This is a genomic window from Pseudomonas sp. URMO17WK12:I6, assembly GCF_003253625.1.
GTDB lineage: Bacteria > Pseudomonadota > Gammaproteobacteria > Pseudomonadales > Pseudomonadaceae > Aquipseudomonas.
On the sequence record NZ_QKYZ01000001.1, the window covers coordinates 641049 to 660581 of the forward strand.

General features: G+C 57.7%; 19 protein-coding genes. All 19 read right to left on the reverse strand.

The window, feature by feature from the left end; translation table 11 throughout:
* Positions 1-22 precede the first annotated feature (22 nt).
* Positions 23-649 carry a glutathione S-transferase family protein gene (locus F475_RS03010; protein ID WP_018927332.1) on the reverse strand — a complete coding sequence of 209 codons (627 nt, stop codon included), beginning with the start codon at positions 647-649 and terminating at the stop codon, positions 23-25.
* A gap of 131 nt (positions 650-780) precedes the next feature.
* Positions 781-1683 (reverse strand): LysR family transcriptional regulator, encoded by a 903-nt coding sequence (locus F475_RS03015; RefSeq protein WP_111453111.1) that lies wholly within the window; start codon positions 1681-1683, stop codon positions 781-783.
* Positions 1684-1762: 79 nt separating this feature from the next.
* Positions 1763-3595, reverse strand: a complete 1833-nt coding sequence (gene glmS, locus F475_RS03020; protein ID WP_111453112.1) for a glutamine--fructose-6-phosphate transaminase (isomerizing) — start codon at positions 3593-3595, stop codon at positions 1763-1765.
* Position 3596: 1 nt separating this feature from the next.
* Entirely contained in the window at positions 3597-4373 is a 777-nt protein-coding gene (locus F475_RS03025) for a DeoR/GlpR family DNA-binding transcription regulator (RefSeq protein WP_007934349.1), read from the reverse strand.
* A 195-nt stretch (positions 4374-4568) separates the two neighbouring features.
* Positions 4569-5936 carry a bifunctional UDP-N-acetylglucosamine diphosphorylase/glucosamine-1-phosphate N-acetyltransferase GlmU gene (gene glmU / locus F475_RS03030; protein WP_019580347.1) on the reverse strand — a complete coding sequence of 456 codons (1368 nt, stop codon included), beginning with the start codon at positions 5934-5936 and terminating at the stop codon, positions 4569-4571.
* 117 nt (positions 5937-6053) lie between these two features.
* A complete protein-coding gene (locus F475_RS03035; protein ID WP_007934346.1) occupies positions 6054-6479 on the reverse strand; it encodes a F0F1 ATP synthase subunit epsilon in 426 nt (141 codons plus the stop codon).
* Between the two features lie 45 nt (positions 6480-6524).
* Complete coding sequence (gene atpD, locus F475_RS03040; protein ID WP_007969907.1) at positions 6525-7901, reverse strand: F0F1 ATP synthase subunit beta; 1377 nt, start codon at positions 7899-7901, stop codon at positions 6525-6527.
* 27 nt (positions 7902-7928) lie between these two features.
* The gene (atpG, locus tag F475_RS03045) at positions 7929-8789 is read right to left on the reverse strand and encodes a F0F1 ATP synthase subunit gamma (protein WP_007934344.1); all 861 of its coding nucleotides are present in this window, start codon (positions 8787-8789) and stop codon (positions 7929-7931) included.
* Positions 8790-8839: 50 nt separating this feature from the next.
* A complete protein-coding gene (gene atpA / locus F475_RS03050) occupies positions 8840-10384 on the reverse strand; it encodes a F0F1 ATP synthase subunit alpha (protein ID WP_007969905.1) in 1545 nt (514 codons plus the stop codon).
* A 21-nt stretch (positions 10385-10405) separates the two neighbouring features.
* Entirely contained in the window at positions 10406-10942 is a 537-nt protein-coding gene (locus F475_RS03055) for a F0F1 ATP synthase subunit delta (protein ID WP_086945241.1), read from the reverse strand.
* A gap of 12 nt (positions 10943-10954) precedes the next feature.
* Positions 10955-11425, reverse strand: a complete 471-nt coding sequence (locus F475_RS03060) for a F0F1 ATP synthase subunit B (protein ID WP_007969903.1) — start codon at positions 11423-11425, stop codon at positions 10955-10957.
* 58 nt (positions 11426-11483) lie between these two features.
* Positions 11484-11741: a F0F1 ATP synthase subunit C gene (atpE, locus tag F475_RS03065; RefSeq protein WP_003097235.1), complete on the reverse strand. Its 258-nt coding sequence runs from the start codon at positions 11739-11741 to the stop codon at positions 11484-11486.
* Positions 11742-11874: 133 nt separating this feature from the next.
* A complete protein-coding gene (gene atpB, locus F475_RS03070) occupies positions 11875-12744 on the reverse strand; it encodes a F0F1 ATP synthase subunit A (protein WP_007934337.1) in 870 nt (289 codons plus the stop codon).
* Between the two features lie 16 nt (positions 12745-12760).
* Complete coding sequence (locus tag F475_RS03075) at positions 12761-13168, reverse strand: F0F1 ATP synthase subunit I (protein WP_064621181.1); 408 nt, start codon at positions 13166-13168, stop codon at positions 12761-12763.
* 148 nt (positions 13169-13316) lie between these two features.
* Entirely contained in the window at positions 13317-14189 is an 873-nt protein-coding gene (locus F475_RS03080; RefSeq protein ID WP_007934333.1) for a ParB/RepB/Spo0J family partition protein, read from the reverse strand.
* Positions 14190-14198: 9 nt separating this feature from the next.
* Complete coding sequence (locus F475_RS03085; protein ID WP_007934331.1) at positions 14199-14996, reverse strand: ParA family protein; 798 nt, start codon at positions 14994-14996, stop codon at positions 14199-14201.
* 18 nt (positions 14997-15014) lie between these two features.
* Positions 15015-15659, reverse strand: coding sequence for a 16S rRNA (guanine(527)-N(7))-methyltransferase RsmG (gene rsmG / locus F475_RS03090; RefSeq protein ID WP_111453113.1), 645 nt, complete (start codon positions 15657-15659; stop codon positions 15015-15017).
* The gene (gene mnmG / locus F475_RS03095) at positions 15656-17554 is read right to left on the reverse strand and encodes a tRNA uridine-5-carboxymethylaminomethyl(34) synthesis enzyme MnmG (RefSeq protein WP_111453114.1); all 1899 of its coding nucleotides are present in this window, start codon (positions 17552-17554) and stop codon (positions 15656-15658) included. Before mnmG ends, rsmG begins: the two co-directional genes overlap by 4 nt.
* A gap of 550 nt (positions 17555-18104) precedes the next feature.
* Positions 18105-19475: a tRNA uridine-5-carboxymethylaminomethyl(34) synthesis GTPase MnmE gene (mnmE, locus tag F475_RS03100; RefSeq protein WP_111453115.1), complete on the reverse strand. Its 1371-nt coding sequence runs from the start codon at positions 19473-19475 to the stop codon at positions 18105-18107.
* Positions 19476-19533 lie beyond the last annotated feature (58 nt).

The window sequence follows — 19533 nt, forward strand, 5'->3', positions numbered from 1 at the left end:
CGACTGAATAGGGCCGTGAACATCAGGCAGTTTTTTGCAAACCGGCGATGGTGCGTGGCATGCCGACAAACCCTGGCAAGGCTTCAACGCGCGCCAGCCAGGCTCGGATGTTGGCGTAGTCGTCCAGCGACACATTGCCTTCCGGAGCATGGGCGATGTAGCTGTAGGCGGCGATGTCGGCGATGGTCGGCTCGCTACCGGCCAGATAGGCCGTTGCGCCCAGTTCCTGATCGATCACTTTGAGCCAGGTGTGAGAATAGGCGATCACCTCTTCAGCGTTGTAAGGCGCACCGAATACAGTGATCAGCCTTGCCCTGCCGGGGCCAAAGGCAATCGGCCCGGCGGCGACCGACAACCAGCGCTGAACCTTGGCGGCACCGACCGGATCGGTTGGCAGCCAGCGACCGTTGCCGTATTTCTGCGCAAGGTAGACCAGGATCGCGTTGGAATCGGCCAGCACCATGCCTTGATCCTCAATCACCGGGACCTGGCCAAACGGGTTGAGCGCAAGAAAATCCGCTTGTTTGTGTGCGCCCTTGGCCAGATCGACGAAGATCAGCTCGGTCGGCAGTTGCAACAACGACAGCATCAGCTCTACACGGTGAGCATGGCCGGAACGGGGGAAGTTGTAGAGTTTGATGGCTTGCATGGTCGACTCCGCTGGGTGGTGGCGCCGCTCAGGAAGGATCAGCGCCGATGGAGCGCTATCTTCCATCCACAACCAAAGCAACAGAATAACCAGCAAACGCAATCCATTATTTCATCCAGCGCAATAAACCTTCAGCCGTGCAGGGCCGGGTGTTCGCGCAGCCCCTTCACCGCAAAGTCCACAAAACTGCGAACCCGCGTCGGGGCCTTGCGCCCACCCTGGTAGACCACATGAATGGGCAATGGCGGCAGTTCGAAGTCAGCCAGGACGATTTCCAGCTCACCGGCGGCGATCTTGCTCGCCACTTGATAGGACAGGACTCGGGTCAACCCCAGTCCCATGGCGGCGGCAGTGATCGCCGCTTGATTGGCAGAGACCACAAGACGTGGCTCCGGACGAACACTGATCGGCTCTCCCGCCTCAAGGAACGGCCAGCTTCTGGGCTGCCCGATGGACGAGGTGGCGATGATCGGGGCGCGGCTCAAATCTGCCGGATGCCGAGGTCGACCATGGTCAGTCAGGAATCCAGGGGAAGCGCAGATCACTCGCCGCACTTCGCCCACTCGAATTGCGTGCTGATTGCTGTCAGGCAATTCACCGATACGCACGGCCACATCGATGCCCTCCTCGACCATGCTCACCACCCGGTCGACCAGTACAGCGTTGATGCTGACTTCAGGAAATTGAGTCAGGTAACCGACCATGAGCGGCGTGACGAACAAATCGCCGAACAATACCGGCGCGGTGATCGTCAGTTGCCCACGGGGCTGGGCATGGCTCCCGGCGGCCGAATCTTCGGCTTCCTGCACCTCGGCGAGAATTCTCCGACAGTCCTCCAGATAACGCTGGCCCGCCTCGCTCAAATGCACGCTACGGGTGGTGCGCGTCAGCAACTGAGTGCCAATGCGCTGCTCAAGCGCCGCCACTGCCCGGGTAACGCTGGCCGCCGACATCCCCAAGCGCCGCGCCGCCGCCGAGAAACCCTGGTCCTGGGCGACAGCGGCGAAGACCTGCATTTCCTGGAATCGGTCCATCGGGTATGTCCTTCGTTCAGGTAAAAAAAATCGCAACCGTAGGCTGCGATTTTTATTGGTTCGATCACCTGTGGATAACTTATTCCACCGTCACCGACTTCGCCAGATTTCGTGGCTGGTCAACGTCAGTGCCTTTCAACACTGCCACGTAGTACGACAACAACTGCAACGGAATGGTGTAGAGGATCGGCGACAGGATGTCGTGGATATGCGGCATGTGCACAACATGAGTGCCTTCACCGTTGGTCATGCCGGCCTGCTCGTCGGCGAAGACGATCAGTTCACCGCCGCGGGCGCGGACTTCCTGGAGGTTGGACTTCAACTTCTCCAGCAACTCGTTGTTTGGTGCCACGGTGACCACTGGCATGTCGTTATCCACAAGCGCCAGCGGGCCATGTTTCAGCTCGCCCGCCGGGTAGGCTTCGGCGTGGATGTAGGAGATTTCCTTGAGCTTGAGCGCCCCTTCCATCGCCACCGGGAATTGCGCACCGCGACCGAGGAACAGGGTGTGGTTCTTCTCGGCGAACAGCTCGGCGATTTTTTCCACAGTGCTGTCCATGGCCAGGGCTTCGCCCAGACGGGTCGGCAGACGACGCAGTTCTTCCACCAGAGTGGCTTCGACGCCTGCGGCCAATGTGCCGCGAACCTGACCCAGGGCCAGAGTCAGCAACAGCAGGCCCACCAATTGAGTGGTGAAGGCTTTGGTCGAGGCCACGCCGATTTCGCGACCTGCCTGGGTCAGCAGCGTCAGGTCCGATTCACGCACCAGGGAGCTGATGCCGACGTTGCAGATTGCCAGGCTGGAAAGGAAGCCCAGTTCCTTGGCATTGCGCAGCGCGGCCAACGTATCGGCGGTTTCGCCTGACTGGGAGATGCTCACGAACAGGGTATCGGGCTGCACCACTACTTTGCGATAGCGGAATTCGCTGGCGACTTCGACCTGGCACGGGATGCCGGCCAGTTCTTCGAGCCAGTAACGGGCAACCATGCCGGCGTGATAGCTGGTGCCGCAGGCGACGATCTGTACATTACGCACCTTGGCGAACAACTCGGCCGCTTGTGAACCAAACGCCTGGACCAGCACCTGATTCTGACTCAGGCGACCTTCAAGCGTGCGTTGCACCACGGCCGGTTGCTCGTGAATTTCCTTGAGCATGTAATGCCGGAACTCGCCTTTGTCAGCGGCTTCGGCACCGTCACGGTACTGAATGCTTTCACGCTCGACGAGCACGCCGTTGATGTCCCAGATCTGCACGCTGTCGCGGCGAATTTCGGCGATATCGCCTTCTTCCAGATACATGAAGCGGTCAGTGACCTGGCGCAGGGCCAATTGGTCGGAGGCGAGAAAGTTTTCCCCCAGGCCCAGACCGATCACCAATGGGCTGCCGCTGCGGGCTGCTACCAAGCGATCCGGTTGCCGAGCGCTGATCACTGCCAGACCGTAGGCGCCGTGCAGTTCTTTGACGGTCGCTTTCAGGGCTGCGGTCAGGTCGGGCTGCTCTTTGAGTTTTTCGTTGAGCAGATGAGCGATGACTTCAGTGTCCGTGTCCGAGGTGAACACGTGGCCCAGGGCCTTGAGCTGCTTGCGCAGGGCTTCGTGGTTCTCGATGATGCCGTTGTGCACCACCGCCAGATCGCCCGAAAAATGCGGGTGAGCGTTGCGTTCGCACGGTGCACCGTGAGTCGCCCAGCGGGTGTGGGCAATGCCCAGACGGCCGACCAGATGCTCTTCGATCAGCGCCTGTTCCAGTTCACTGACCTTGCCCGGCCGACGCAGGCGCAAGAGCTTTTCATCGTTGGTGTACACCGCCACACCGGCGCTGTCATAACCACGGTATTCCAGACGCTTGAGGCCTTCGAGCAGGATGGCGGTAATGTTCCGTTCTGCGACTGCACCAACAATTCCACACATGCTATTTCTCCTGACTGACAGCGGCGCAAATCACATTGATGCCGCGGGCCTGAATCTGATCGCGGGCCTCAAGCGGCAGGCGATCATCGGTAATAAGGGTATGGACACTGCTCCAAGGCAGCTCCAGATTGGGAATCTTGCGGCCGATCTTGTCGGCTTCGACCATCACGATCACTTCGCGGGCGACCTCGGCCATGACACGGCTCAGTCCCAGCAATTCATTGAAGGTGGTGGTCCCGCGCACCAGATCGATGCCATCGGCGCCAATAAATAACTGATCGAAGTCATATGAGCGTAGTACCTGCTCTGCCACCTGCCCCTGGAAGGATTCGGAATGCGGATCCCAGGTACCACCGGTCATCAACAGCACCGGTTCGTGCTCGAGTTCGGTCAACGCGTTGGCGACATGCAGGGAGTTGGTCATCACCACCAGGCCCGGTTGCTGGCCGAGTTCCGGGATCATCGCGGCGGTGGTACTGCCGCTGTCGATGATAATGCGCGCATGCTCGCGAATCCGCGTGACGGCGGCGCGGGCAATGGCCTGCTTGTATTTCGAAACCGGTTGGCCGATATCGGCGACCAGCTCCTGTGGCATGGTGACCGCGCCGCCATAACGACGCAGCAACAGACCGTTGCTTTCAAGCGCGGCCAGATCCTTGCGAATCGTAACTTCCGAGGTTTCGAAGCGTTTGGCCAACTCGTCCACACTGACTTCGCCCTGCTCATTGAGCAAGGCGAGGATATTGTGGCGGCGTTGGGGCGTGTTGCGCTTTGACATGACTTGGTAAGTTTCGATTCGAAAGATAACGTAAGCAATCAAAACCTATCGGCGAAACTTCGTCAAGCCAGCTTCAGAAAAAAAGATGTGTGGATAACTCAAAAAAAGATCGCAGCCTCCGGCAGCTCCTACAGAGTGAACACGAATTCCCTGTAGGAGCTGCCGAAGGCTGCGATCTTTTGATCTGTGGATAACTTAACTCTTCTTGATCTTCTCAGGCCGCTTCCAGCCGTCGATGTTCTTCTGTCGAGCCCGGCCAACGGCCAATTGAGCATTATCCACATTCTGGGTAATGGTCGAACCGGCCGCCGTGGTCGCACCGGAGGAGATATCCACAGGCGCTACCAACGAGTTGTTGGAGCCGATGAACACATCTTCACCCAGCACGGTTTTCCACTTGTTGGCACCGTCGTAGTTGCAGGTGATGGTGCCGGCGCCAATGTTGGTGCGCGCACCGATCTCGGCATCGCCCAGATACGTCAAGTGACCGGCCTTGGCACCTTCGCCCATGTGAGCGTTCTTCAGTTCAACAAAGTTACCCACATGTGCGCGGGCCTCCAGCACTGTGCCAGGACGCAAACGAGCGAACGGGCCGGCATCGCTGCCTTCGCCGAGAATCGCGCCTTCGATATGACTGTTGGCCTTGATCACCACGCCTTTGCGCAGGGTGCTGTCCTTGATCACGCAGTTCGGGCCGATCACCACGTCGTCCTCGATGACCACTTTGCCCTCGAGAATCACGTTGATGTCGATCAGGATATCGCGACCAACGGTAACCTCACCGCGCACATCGAAACGTGTCGGGTCGCGCAGGGTTACGCCTTGAGCCATCAAACGACGAGCGGCGCGCAGCTGATAATGACGCTCCAGCTCGGCCAGTTGTTTGCGATCGTTGGCGCCCTGCACTTCCATGGCGTCATGGGGTTGTTCGGTGGCCACCACCAGACCATCACTGACCGCCATGGCAATCACGTCGGTCAGGTAGTACTCGCCCTGGGCATTGTTGTTGGAGAGGCGGCCCAGCCAATCGCCCAAACGCTGGGAAGGCACCGCCAAAATGCCGGTATTGCCTTCGGTGATCGCACGCTCAACCGCGTTGGCATCTTTCTGCTCAACGATGGCAGTCACTTTGCCGGCGGCATCACGGACAATACGGCCGTAGCCAGTCGGGTCATCCAACTCGACAGTCAGCAGACCCAATTGCTGCGGTGCAGCCTGCTTGAGCAGACGTTGCAGGGTTTCGACTTCGATCAACGGCACGTCACCGTAGAGAATCAGCACGGTATCGGACTCGATGAAAGGCACAGCCTGGGCCACCGCATGACCGGTACCCAGCTGTTGGTCCTGCAGGACGAAATTCAGGTCATCGGCGGCCAGACGCTCGCGCACCGCTTCGGCACCATGGCCGATCACCACGTGGATGCGCTGTGGATCAAGTTGCCGGGCGCTGTGGATAACATGGCCGAGCATTGAATTACCGGCAATCGGATGCAGGACTTTCGGCAAGGCCGAACGCATGCGAGTGCCTTGGCCGGCAGCGAGGATAACGATTTCAAGGGACATGACTGGCTACCAATCCTGGGTGGTCAGCAACTGCGACCAGGTGATGAATATCGAAAAAGAAAAAAGGGTAGCCGAGGCTACCCTTTTTAATCAATCGCGCAACAAGTCGATGGCCGATTAGTGGCCGAACTTCTTGCGGATCTGCTGGACGGTGCGCAGCTGAGCTGCAGCCTCGGCCAGACGTGCGGCAGCAGAACCGTAATCGAATTCCGCGCCTCGCTCATGCAAGGCTTTCTCGGCAGCCTTAACGGCTTCCAAAGCTGCGGCTTCGTCCAGGTCGGCAGCGCGTTGCACGGTGTCGGCGAGAACCTTGACCATGTTCGGCTGAACCTCGAGGAAACCACCGGAGATGTAATACACCTCCTCTTCCCCGCCCTGCTTGATCAGGCGGATCGGGCCCGGCTTGAGATTGGTGATCAGCGGCGCGTGACCCAGGGCGATACCAAGATCACCCAGTGCACCGTGCGCAACCACCATCTCGACCAGGCCGGAAAAGATTTCCCCTTCCGCGCTGACGATATCGCAATGGACTGTCATAGCCATCTGATTGCCTCAACCTAAATTAGCGCCCGTTGCCGGGCGCCGGGATTACAGTTTCTTGGCTTTCTCGATCGCTTCTTCGATGCCGCCGACCATGTAGAACGCTTGTTCTGGCAGGTGGTCGTAGTCACCGTTGAGGATGCCTTTGAAGCCAGCAATGGTGTCTTTCAGGGAAACGTATTTACCCGAAGCACCGGTGAAGACTTCAGCCACGAAGAACGGCTGCGACAAGAAACGCTGGATCTTACGAGCACGGTTTACCAACTGCTTGTCGGCTTCCGACAGCTCGTCCATACCCAGGATCGCAATGATGTCCTTCAGTTCTTTGTAACGCTGCAGCACGTACTGAACACCGCGAGCGGTTTCGTAGTGGTCGTTGCCGATCACGTTCGGGTCCAGCTGACGCGAAGTCGAGTCCAGTGGGTCTACCGCAGGGTAGATACCCAGGGAAGCGATGTCACGGGACAGAACGACAGTGGCGTCCAAGTGGGCGAAGGTGGTCGCTGGCGACGGGTCGGTCAAGTCGTCCGCTGGTACGTATACCGCCTGGATCGAAGTAATCGAACCTTGCTTGGTCGAAGTGATGCGCTCTTGCAGCACGCCCATCTCTTCAGCCAGGGTCGGCTGGTAACCTACTGCCGAAGGCATACGGCCCAGCAGTGCGGATACTTCAGTACCGGCCAGGGTGTAACGATAGATGTTGTCGACGAACAGCAGAACGTCGTTACCTTCGTCACGGAACTTCTCGGCCATGGTCAGGCCGGTCAGTGCTACGCGCAGACGGTTTCCCGGCGGCTCGTTCATCTGACCGTAAACTAGTGCCACTTTGTCCAGAACGTTGGAGTCCTTCATCTCGTGGTAGAAGTCGTTACCCTCACGAGTACGCTCACCCACACCGGCGAACACGGAATAACCGCTGTGCTCGATGGCGATGTTACGGATCAGTTCCATCATGTTTACGGTCTTGCCTACACCGGCACCACCGAACAGACCGACTTTACCGCCCTTGGCGAACGGGCAAACCAGGTCGATAACCTTGATGCCTGTTTCCAGCAGCTCGTTGCCGCCCGCTTGTTCAGCGAAGGTTGGCGCAGGACGGTGAATGCCCCAACGCTCTTCTTCGCCGATCGGACCAGCTTCGTCGATCGGGTTGCCCAGTACGTCCATGATCCGGCCCAGGGTCGCTTTACCGACCGGTACGGAGATGGCTGCGCCAGTGTTGTTGACGTCCAGACCGCGCTTCAAGCCTTCGGTGGAGCCCATCGCAATGGTACGAACCACGCCGTCGCCCAGCTGCTGCTGAACTTCCAGAGTGGTTTCGGCGCCTTGAACTTTCAAGGCGTCGTAGATGCTCGGTACGCTGTCGCGTGGGAATTCCACGTCGATAACGGCGCCGATGATTTGAACGATACGTCCGCTACTCATAGCTGGATCCTCTGAATATTTGAACCGTTAAACCGCGGCAGCGCCGCCGACGATTTCCGAGATCTCTTGGGTGATCGCAGCCTGACGCGCCTTGTTGTAGACCAGCTGCAAATCGCTGATCAAATCACCGGCGTTGTCGGTAGCGTTCTTCATCGCGATCATCCGCGCAGCTTGTTCAGCCGCGTTGTTCTCGACCACCGCCTGGTAGACCTGCGACTCCACGTAACGGACCATCAAGCCGTCAAGCAGCTCTTTGGCGTCCGGTTCGTACAGATAATCCCAGTGGTGCTTGAGTTCTTGATCCGGGGTTGCCACCAGTGGAATCAACTGCTCCACGGTAGGCTGTTGTGTCATGGTGTTGATGAACTTGTTGGACACCACGGACAGGCGGTCAATACGGCCATCCAGGTAGGCATCCAGCATCACCTTGACGCTGCCGATCAGATCATTGATCGACGGCTCTTCACCCAAGTGGCTGATAGCTGCAACGACGTTACCGCCGAAGTTGCGGAAGAAAGCCGCACCCTTGCTACCAACGACACACAGATCGATCTCGACGCCGTTTTCGCGGTTTACCGCCATGTCCTTGACCAAAGCCTTGAACAGGTTGGTGTTCAAGCCACCACACAGACCACGGTCACTGCTCACTACGACATAACCAACGCGCTTTACTTCACGGTCGATCATGAACGGGTGGCGATATTCCGGGTTAGCGTTGGCCAGATGGCCAATAACCTGGCGGATGCGCTCCGCATAAGGACGGCTAGCAGCCATGCGCATTTGTGCCTTGCGCATTTTGCTGACCGCCACTTTTTCCATGGCGCTGGTAATCTTTTGCGTGCTTTTGATGCTCGCAATCTTACTGCGAATCTCTTTTGCGCCTGCCATGTAACACCTATCAGGTTAGCAAGCGGGAGCCGCTAGGCTCCCGCTGCGGCTTACCAGGTTTGGGTGGCCTTGAACTTCTCGATACCGGCTTTCAGGCCGCCATCGATTTCGTCATTGAAGTCACCCTTCACGTTGATCTTCGCCATCAAGTCGGCGTGATCGCGGTTGAAGTAAGCAATCAGCGCTTGCTCGAAGCTGCCGATCTTGGCGATTTCAACGTCGGTCAGGAACCCACGCTCAGCGGCATACAGCGACAGCGACATGTCGGCGATCGACATTGGCGCGTATTGCTTCTGCTTCATCAGCTCGGTAACGCGCTGACCATGCTCAAGTTGCTTACGGGTCGCTTCGTCCAGGTCAGAAGCGAACTGGGCGAATGCCGCCAGTTCACGGTACTGAGCCAGAGCGGTACGGATACCACCGGACAGCTTCTTGATGATCTTGGTCTGAGCGGCACCACCCACACGGGATACCGAAACACCGGCGTTCACTGCAGGACGGATGCCCGAGTTGAACATGGCCGATTCCAGGAAGATCTGACCGTCGGTGATGGAAATCACGTTGGTCGGAACGAACGCGGAAACGTCGCCAGCCTGGGTTTCGATGATCGGCAGTGCGGTCAGGGAACCGGTTTTGCCGGTCACTGCGCCGTTGGTGAACTTCTCTACGTATTCTTCCGAAACGCGGGATGCGCGCTCCAGCAGACGGGAGTGGAGATAGAACACGTCGCCTGGGTAAGCTTCACGGCCTGGTGGACGGCGCAGCAGCAGGGAAATCTGGCGGTAAGCCACTGCTTGCTTGGACAGATCGTCATAAACGATCAGCGCGTCTTCACCGCGATCGCGGAAGTATTCGCCCATGGTGCAACCGGAGTACGGAGCCAGGAATTGCAGTGCTGCAGATTCCGAAGCGCTCGCTGCAACGATGATGGTGTTAGCCAGTGCACCGTTTTCTTCCAGCTTGCGAACTACGTTGGCGATGGTCGATTGCTTCTGACCGATAGCTACGTAGACGCAGAAAATGCCGCTGTCTTTCTGGTTGATGATCGCGTCGATCGCCAGAGCGGTTTTACCGATCTGACGGTCACCGATGATCAGCTCACGCTGGCCACGGCCGACAGGGATCATGGCATCGACAGCCTTGTAGCCAGTCTGTACAGGCTGGTCTACCGACTTACGCCAGATCACGCCTGGAGCAACTTTCTCGACCGCGTCGGTCTCGGTGTTGTTCAGCGGACCTTTGCCGTCAACTGGGTTACCCAGTGCGTCGACTACGCGACCCAGCAGTTCCTTACCAACCGGAACTTCGAGGATGCGGCCGGTGCACTTGGCGCTCATGCCTTCAGCCAGAGTCTGGTATGCGCCCAATACAACGGCACCTACAGAGTCTTGCTCCAGGTTGAGAGCCATACCGAAGACGCCGCCCGGAAACTCGATCATCTCGCCGTACATAACGTCGGCCAGACCGTGAATCCGCACGATACCGTCAGATACGCTGACGACAGTGCCTTCGTTACGGGCTTGGGAGGTCACATCGAGCTTGTCGATGCGGCCCTTGATAATTTCACTTATTTCGGAAGGATTGAGTTGCTGCATTGCTCTGCTGCCCCTTCAAACTCAAGATTTCAATGCTTCGGCAAGTTTCGCGATTTTGCCGCGAATCGAGCCATCGATAACCAGGTCGCCGGCGCGGATGACAACACCACCAATAAGGGATGAGTCTTCCTCGACTTGCAGGCGCACTTCCCGGTTGAGTCGTGCACTGAGAACCTTGGCGAGTTTGTCTTGCTGTTCTTGGTTCAATGCAAAAGCACTGGTCACTTCAACGTCTACCGATTTCTCTTGTTCGGCCTTGTACAGGTCAAACAGAGCGGCGATCTCCGGCAGAAGCGGGAGACGGTCGTTTTCGGCAACGACGTGAATGAAGTTCTGTGCCTTGGCATCAAACTTGTCGCCGCACACGTCAATGAACGTGGCGGCCTTTTCTGCGCTCGTCAGTCGCGGGGCCTTGAGCACGCGCTGCATGGTGTCGTCTTCCGACACCGCTGCTGCCAGGCCGAGCATGGCTGACCAATTGGCCAGTTGCTGGTGGGCCTGAGCGTGCTCGAAGGCCGCCTTAGCGTAAGGTCGGGCCAACGTGGTCAGTTCTGCCATGATCGCCCTCGCTTAGATTTCAGCAGCCAGTTGGTTAACCAGCTCTGCGTGCGCGTTTTGATCGATTGCTTTGCCCAGGATCTTCGAAGCACCGCCAACGGCCAGGCTACCCACTTGGGCGCGCAGCGCGTCTTTGACGCTGTTCAGTTCCTGTTCGATCTCGGCCTGAGCCTGAGCCTTCACACGGTCAGCTTCGACGCGAGCCTGTTCACGGGCTTCGTCGACAATCTGGGTACCGCGTTTCTTGGCTTGCTCGATGATTTCAGCTGCCTGAGCTTTCGCTTCGCGCAGTTGCTGACCCGCTTTCTCTTGGGCCAACTCCAGGTCGCGAGCTGCTCGGCTGGCAGCGTCCAGACCATCAGCGATCTTCTTTTGACGTTCGTGCAGAGCCGTGATGACCGGAGGCCATACGAACTTCATGCAGAACAGTACAAAAATCAGGAACGCAACGGACTGGCCAATCAGGGTCGCATTAATGTTCACGCCAACACCTCGCAGTTACGTTGTCCATCACACCAAATTACCCGGAAGATCCGAGTAATTAGCCAGCGATTTGACCAACGAACGGGTTCGCAAAGGTGAAGAACAGAGCGATACCAACACCGATCATGGTTACGGCGTCGAGCAGACCGGCAACGATGAACATTTTAACTTGCAGCATTGGAACCATTTCTGGCTGACGCGCTGCGCCTTCCAGGAACTTGCCGCCCAGCAGGCCGAAACCAATTGCGGTACCCAGTGCGCCCAGGCCGATCAACAGTGCAACAGCGATAGCGGTTAGACCAACTACAGTTTCCATCTTTCCTCCCGACTTTTACGTCGTATGGTTTAGGTTTTTTAGATTTTAAAGCGGTAAAACAAATCGTTTCATAGCCCGTTTAGGGCACCCACCCGTTTGACCGGGTGGGACATCAGACCAGTCGAGACTGGTCTTAATGGTTTTCTTCGTGCGCCATCGACAGGTAGACGATGGTCAGCATCATGAAGATAAATGCCTGCAGGGTGATGATCAGGATGTGGAACACAGCCCACGCCCACTGCAGAACTACGCCCAGGCCGCTCAGCCAGAGCAGACCGCTGCCGAACATCACAGCGATCAGAATGAACACCAGCTCACCGGCATACATGTTGCCGAACAGACGCAGAGCCAGGGAGATCGGCTTGGCGATCAGGGTCACGAATTCCAGCAGGAAGTTCACCGGAATCAGCAGCGCCTGAACAAAGATGTTCTTGCTACCGAACGGGTGCAGGGTCAGCTCGCCGATGAAGCCGCCGAGGCCCTTGATCTTGATGCTGTAGAAAATGATCAGCGCAAACACCGTGAAGGCCATGGCCAAGGTAGCGTTCGGGTCGGTGGTCGACACGGCGCGGAACGGGATGTGGTGGTCGCCGGAGATCAGGATGGCCAGCTGAGGAATCCAGTCAACCGGTACCAGGTCGATGGCGTTCATCAGGAAGACCCAGACGAAGATGGTCAGTGCCAGCGGTGCAACCACTGGACTACGGCCATGGAAGCTGTCTTTCACGCTGCCATCGACGAATTCGACCAATACTTCAACGAAGTTCTGCAAAGCACCAGGTACACCTGTAGTCGCCTTCTTTGCCGCCATGCGGAAAAGAAGAACGAAGATCAGACCCAACGCGACCGACCAGCCGAGGGTATCGACGTGGAAAGCCCAGAAGCCCATTTCCTTGGCTTCTGCTGCGGAGTGGGCAAAGCCCCAGCCGCCGTTGGGTAGCTGACCGAAGGTCAGGTTCTGCAAGTGGTGCTGGATATAGCCCGAAGCGGTTGTTTCTGCCATGGTTGCCTCAAACGCCCTAAGGTCTCGAAAGTCTTGTTCTCATAAGCAGGGGAGCGAACCAGCTGACCAGTTGGGTCAGCACGAAGACGCCGAATACTGCTAACGGCGCCAATGGCTTCACACCTGCAAACGTCAATGCAAACAGCACTGCCGTCAAAATCAGTTTGCCCGCCTCGCCGGCATAAAAAGACCGGACGATGGCTTGAGCTGCTCGGGCGCCGGAAAACCGAAATGCCCTGTGAGCGAAATAAATATTGGGAAGCAAGGCTATCAGGCCTCCGCAAAGTCCTGAGTACCCGGCAACGACTCCATACCATCGCCAGAGCGCCAAAGCGGCAATCAGCAAAACGACGAATTGAGCCATTAACACCGGAAAAACAGCCAATCGATGGAAAGGCAAGCGGTCTGGCGTGCGGTTTTCCATCACTTTTGCTCCCCAATGGTCGGCTGCCGAAATTCAATAACTTGGCATAATTTGTGCCGACAAAATGCGCGCAGAGTATAGGGGCGGTTCTGCCCCTATTCAACTGTCAGGTAGTGATTTCCGACTTCACGCTACAAGAGGAATTGTTTCAGCGGATGTGTGCGAGCACACCTTGAAGTTCATCAAGAGAGTTGTAGCCGATCACCAACTGCCCCTTACCCTTCTTTCCGTGGCGGATCTGCACCGCAGAGCCTAGGCGCTCGGCCAGGCGCTGCTCGAGCCGGGCGATATCCGGGTCCGGTTTTGCCGGTTCCACAGGCTCCGGTTTGCCACTCAACCACTGGCGAACCAGTGCTTCAGTCTGGCGCACAGTCAGCCCCCGTGCGACAACATGTCGCGCCCCTTCAACCTGTTGGTTTTCTGGTAAACCCAGCAAGGCACGGGCATGACCCATTTCCAGGTCGCCGTGAGACAGCATGGTCTTGATGACTTCCGGCAACGAAATCAGGCGCAACAGGTTGGCCACGGTAACGCGGGACTTACCCACAGCCTCGGCCACTTGTTGCTGAGTTAGCTGGAATTCCTGCTGCAAACGCTGCAAGGCCACCGCTTCTTCGATCGGATTGAGGTCTTCGCGCTGGATGTTCTCGATCAACGCCATGGCGATGGCGGTTTCATCCGGCACATCGCGGACCATCGCCGGGATGGTTTCCTGGCCAGCCTGCTGGCTGGCGCGCCAGCGGCGTTCGCCGGCGATGATTTCGAAGCGACCGCTGCCAATCGGGCGAACCACGATCGGCTGCATCACGCCCTGAGCCTTGATCGACTGCGCCAGCTCTTCCAGCGCCTGAGGATCCATGTCGCGACGCGGCTGGTACTTGCCACGCTGGATCAGGTCCAGGGGCAGGTGCTGCAGCTCACGCTGGTCGGCTTGCACCGCTTGTTCTTCCAGCGAGCTGACAGTCGGACCACTCAGCAGTGCATCCAGTCCACGTCCGAGACCTCGTTTCTTGACGGCCATGGGGATTCCTTAAGTTGCCTGGGCAGCGGCGGTGCGTGAATTTTTGCGTTGACGGCGAACCATCTCACCGGCCAATGCCAGATAGGCAATCGCGCCGCGCGATGATTTATCGTACGCCAGCGCCGGCATGCCATAGCTTGGCGCTTCGGCCAGACGGATGTTGCGCGGAATCACGGTGTCGTAGAGCTGATCGCCAAAGTGTTCCTTGAGCTGCGCCGAGACGTCGTTCATCAGGCTCAGGCGCGGGTCGTACATGGTCCGCAACAGGCCTTCGACTTTCAGGTTCGGGTTCAGCAGTTCGGCAATGCGCTTGATGTTATCCACAAGGTCGCTCAACCCTTCGAGCGCGAAGTACTCGCACTGCATGGGGATAATGACCCCGTCCGCGGCAACCAGCGCATTGAGCGTGAGCATCGACAGCGATGGCGGGCAGTCGATCAAAATGTAATCGTAGTTTTCACGGATCGGCGCCAACGCGCTGCGCAGGCGGCTTTCCTTCATCTGCATTTCCAGCAGAACGACTTCGGCCGCGGTCAGATCGCGGTTTGCCGGCAACAACTGGTAACCACCGTGTTCGGAATAGTGCATGGCCTGGGCCAGATCACATTCACCGATCAACAGATCGTAGACCGAGTTTTCCAGACCGTGTTTATCCACACCGCTACCCATGGTGGCGTTGCCCTGTGGATCAAGATCGATCAACAGCACCCGACGCTTGGTAGCGACCAGGGAAGCTGCGAGGTTGATGCAGGTGGTGGTCTTGCCCACACCACCCTTTTGGTTCGCTATCGCGAATACCTTAGCCATTCTTGCTTGTGTTCCCAATCATGCCGTGCGGCGCAGTATCAGCAGATGGCGTTGGCCTTGGCAACCGGGTACGGCCAGGGCGTGTTCGCTATCGAGGTGGAAGTCTGCCGGCAATGCTACCAGCTCATCGGCGGGATGAACGCCCTTCATTGCCAGCCAGCGTGTATCGGCGTCGCCCAAATGGCGAGTCCAGTTGCTGAAGTTCTCCATGCTGCTGAACGCCCGGGAAATGATCCCGTTGAATGGCAGTTCAGGCTGGAAGGCTTCGACGCGACTGTGGATAACTTGCAGGTTATCCAGTTTGAGTTCGAGTTTGACCTGGGTCAGGAAGCGGGTTTTCTTGCCGTTGCTGTCCAGACAGGTCACCTGGGACTCAGGAAACAGGATCGCCAACGGAATACCCGGCATGCCTCCGCCGCTGCCAACGTCCAGCCAGCGACCATTTTCGACGAACGACATCACGCTCAAGCTATCGAGCAGGTGACGGGAGACCATTTCGTCCGGATCGCGCACGGCGGTCAGGTTGTAAGCCTTGTTCCATTTGATCAACAAGGCCAGATAACCCAGCAGCTGAGCGCGCTGGGTTTCCGTCAGTGTGACACCGAGCTGGCGAGCACCTGTGGATAACTCTTCTGCATGTTGCGAGGTAACCAACGAACTCAAGCGCTTTGCTCCAACTGACGGCCCGCGCCGCGTTTTTTCAAATGAATCATCAACAGCGAAATCGCCGCTGGGGTCACGCCCGGAATACGCGACGCTTGGCCCAAAGTCTCTGGACGGGTCGCACCGAGCTTGCTCTGGATCTCCTTGGAGAGACCGGAGATGTTCGTGTAATCGATATCCACAGGCAATTTGGTGTCTTCGCTGGCCCGCAGGCGTGCGATTTCATCCTGTTGACGGTCGATGTAACCGGCGTATTTGGTCTTGATTTCGACCTGTTCGGCGACCTGTGGATCTTCTGCGCCCCCGCCAGTCACGGCGATCAGACCAGCGTAGTCGATTTCCGGACGGCTCAGCAGGTTGAGCAAATTGTATTCGTGGGTCAGCGGCGTGCCGAACTTCTCGGCAATCGCATCGCCCTGCTCGGTGCCCGGGCGAACCCAGGTACTTTTCAGGCGTTGTTCTTCCAGATCGATGCTTTCGCGTTTTTTGCAGAAAGCCGCCCAACGCGCGTCATCCACCAGACCCAGCTCGCGACCTTTTTCGGTCAGGCGCAGGTCGGCGTTGTCTTCGCGCAGAATCAAGCGGTATTCGGCACGGGATGTGAACATCCGATACGGTTCCTGGGTACCGAGGGTAATCAGGTCGTCAACCAAAACGCCGATGTACGCTTCATCACGACGCGGGCACCAGGCATCTTTGCCCTGGGCTCGCAGTGCGGCGTTGGCTCCAGCCAGCAAACCCTGGGCGCCGGCTTCTTCGTAACCGGTGGTGCCGTTGATTTGCCCGGCGAAGAACAGACCGGCGATGACTTTGGTTTCCAGGCTGTACTTCAGGTCACGCGGGTCGAAATAGTCGTACTCGATGGCGTAGCCCGGACGCACGATGTGCGCGTTTTCCATGCCGCGGATCGATTGCACGATCTGCAATTGCACGTCGAACGGCAAGGATGTGGATATCCCGTTCGGGTACAGCTCGTGAGTGGTCAACCCTTCCGGTTCGATGAAGACCTGGTGGCTTTCCTTGTCGGCAAAGCGGTGGATCTTGTCTTCGATCGATGGGCAATAACGTGGGCCGATGCCTTCGATCAACCCGGCATCGGAATACATCGGCGAACGGTCGAGGTTGGCGGCAATGATTTCGTGGGTCCGGGCGTTGGTGTGGGTGATCCAGCAGCTGACCTGTTTCGGGTGCTGTTCTTTGGAGCCCATGAACGACATGACCGGGATCGGCGTATCACCGGCTTGCTCGGTCATGACCGAGAAATCCACAGACCGACCGTCGATACGCGGCGGAGTACCGGTTTTCAGGCGACCGACACGCAATGGCAGTTCACGCAGACGATGTGCCAAAGCAATCGAAGGCGGATCACCGGCGCGACCACCGGAATAATTCTGCATGCCGATGTGGATAAGTCCACCGAGGAAGGTGCCCGTCGTCAGCACCACGGAGTCGGCGAAGAAACGCAGGCCCATTTGCGTGACAACGCCGCGCACTTGTTCCTGTTCGACGATCAGGTCGTCCGCGGCCTGTTGAAATATCCACAGGTTCGGCTGGTTTTCCAAAGCTTCGCGGACAGCGGCCTTGTACAGCACCCGATCTGCCTGGGCGCGAGTTGCACGCACGGCCGGGCCTTTGCGGCTGTTCAATACGCGAAATTGAATACCACCTTTATCGGTAGCCATGGCCATCGCGCCGCCCAGGGCATCGATTTCCTTGACCAGATGGCTTTTACCGATCCCACCAATCGCGGGGTTGCAGCTCATGGCACCGAGGGTTTCCACGTTATGCGTCAGCAACAGGGTTTTTGCCCCCATACGTGCTGATGCAAGTGCTGCCTCGGTACCGGCATGACCGCCGCCGATGACGATCACTTCAAAACGGGAAGGGAAATCCACCACGCACCTCGTGCCTGCTTTAGTCAGGTAATCCGGAATAGTTTGAGCTCAGGTTCTTGGACCTGGTCGGCAAGTATAGGGACTTCGCCCTTCCTAAAGAACCCTTTGCACAAAATTTAACCAGCTGTGGAGAAGTCGGGGTTATAGAAATTAAAAAGAGAGAAATTTATTAAATCTTTGTTTTAATGTTTATTTCTACTGACCTACCTTTCTGTGGATAGATTCATACAGGCCTTTATTTTCAATGTGTACAGAGATTCAAAACCCTGTGGTCATGTGCCGAGGAGGCCCTTGGATAACCGGTGTAAGCCTGTGGATGAAAGGGGTGGTTATCCACAGAGGCGGTTATCTTCAGTTTTTAGGCCCTGTTATCAACTGCCCTTAGCGGCAGTTATTCACAGGGCTTAATCCACAGAAAAGGGCTTACCGAGCAAATCCCGGGCACGGAAAATCCGCCCGAACAGAAAAATCTGCTCGGGAGCGGAGGGCTATTTCAGAAGAAGAGGGGCAGACAGGCCAGAAAGGCCTGTCTGTGGGTAACGCAGAAGGACTATTTACCGATGCAGAAGCTGGAGAAGATCCTGCCCAGCAGATCATCGGAGCTGAATGCCCCGGTGATTTCGCCCAAAGACTGCTGGGCTTGCCGCAAATCTTCGGCCAGCAGTTCACCGGCACCCGCTAACGTCAGCTGCGCGCGGCCGTGTTCGAGGGACGCACTCGCGTGACGCAGTGCCTCCAGGTGACGCCTGCGAGCACTGAAGCTGCTTTCAGAGGTCTGCTCGTAACCCATGCAGGCCTTGAGATGCTCGCGCAACAACTCCAGGCCTTCGCCGGCGGACCTGGCACTGAGGCTGATCGTGACGTGGCCATCGTCACTGACTTCCAGGGCAATCGCTTCACCCGTCAGGTCTGCCTTGTTACGAATCAGCGTCACTTTTGCCGGATCCGGGCGGGTTTCGAGGAATTCAGGCCACAAAGCAAATGGATCAAGGGCCTCGGGAGACGTAGCGTCGACCACCAGCAATACCCGATCCGCCTCGCCGATGGCTTTCAATGCCCTTTCGACGCCGATTTTCTCGACCTGATCATCGGTATCCCGCAGCCCGGCAGTGTCGACCACATGCAACGGCATGCCATCGATGTGGATATGTTCGCGAAGAATATCCCGGGTCGTGCCGGCAATCTCGGTCACGATCGCGGCTTCACGTCCGGCCAAGGCATTCAGAAGGCTGGACTTGCCGGCATTCGGCCGACCGGCAATGACTACCGTCATGCCGTCACGCAGCAAGGCCCCCTGCCCGGCTTCACGAAGCACTGTGGATAATTCATCGCGCACTTTGTCCAGCATGCTCAGCACGTGGCCATCGGCGAGGAAGTCGATTTCTTCTTCAGGGAAGTCGATAGCCGCTTCGACGTAAATGCGCAGGCCTATCAATTGCTCGGTAAGGTTATGCACACGTTGGGAAAATGCACCTTGCAACGAACGCAGAGCATTTCGTGCAGCCTGTGCAGAACTCGCCTCGATCAAGTCGGCGATGGCTTCGGCCTGAGCCAGGTCGAGTTTGTCATTGAGGAAGGCGCGTTCGCTGAATTCACCCGGTCGGGCCAGACGGCAGCCCAGTTCCAGGCAGCGTTTGAGCAACATATCCAGGACGATGGGGCCGCCGTGACCCTGCAGCTCCAGCACATCTTCGCCGGTGAACGAATTCGGTCCCGGGAAATACAGCGCGATGCCTTCATCCAGCACCTCTTCGTTTTCACTGAGGAACGGGCCGTAATGGGCGAACCGCGGTTTCAGCTCGCGGCCGCTGATGGCTTTGGCCGCCACACTCGCCAGCGGCCCGGAAATACGGACGATGCCCACACCGCCGCGACCTTGAGCGGTGGCAACGGCAGCGATGGTTTCACGAGGAACGCTCATAAACCGGTATCCAGACAAAAGTGACAGATAGCAAAACGCCCCACTAGGGGGCGTTTTG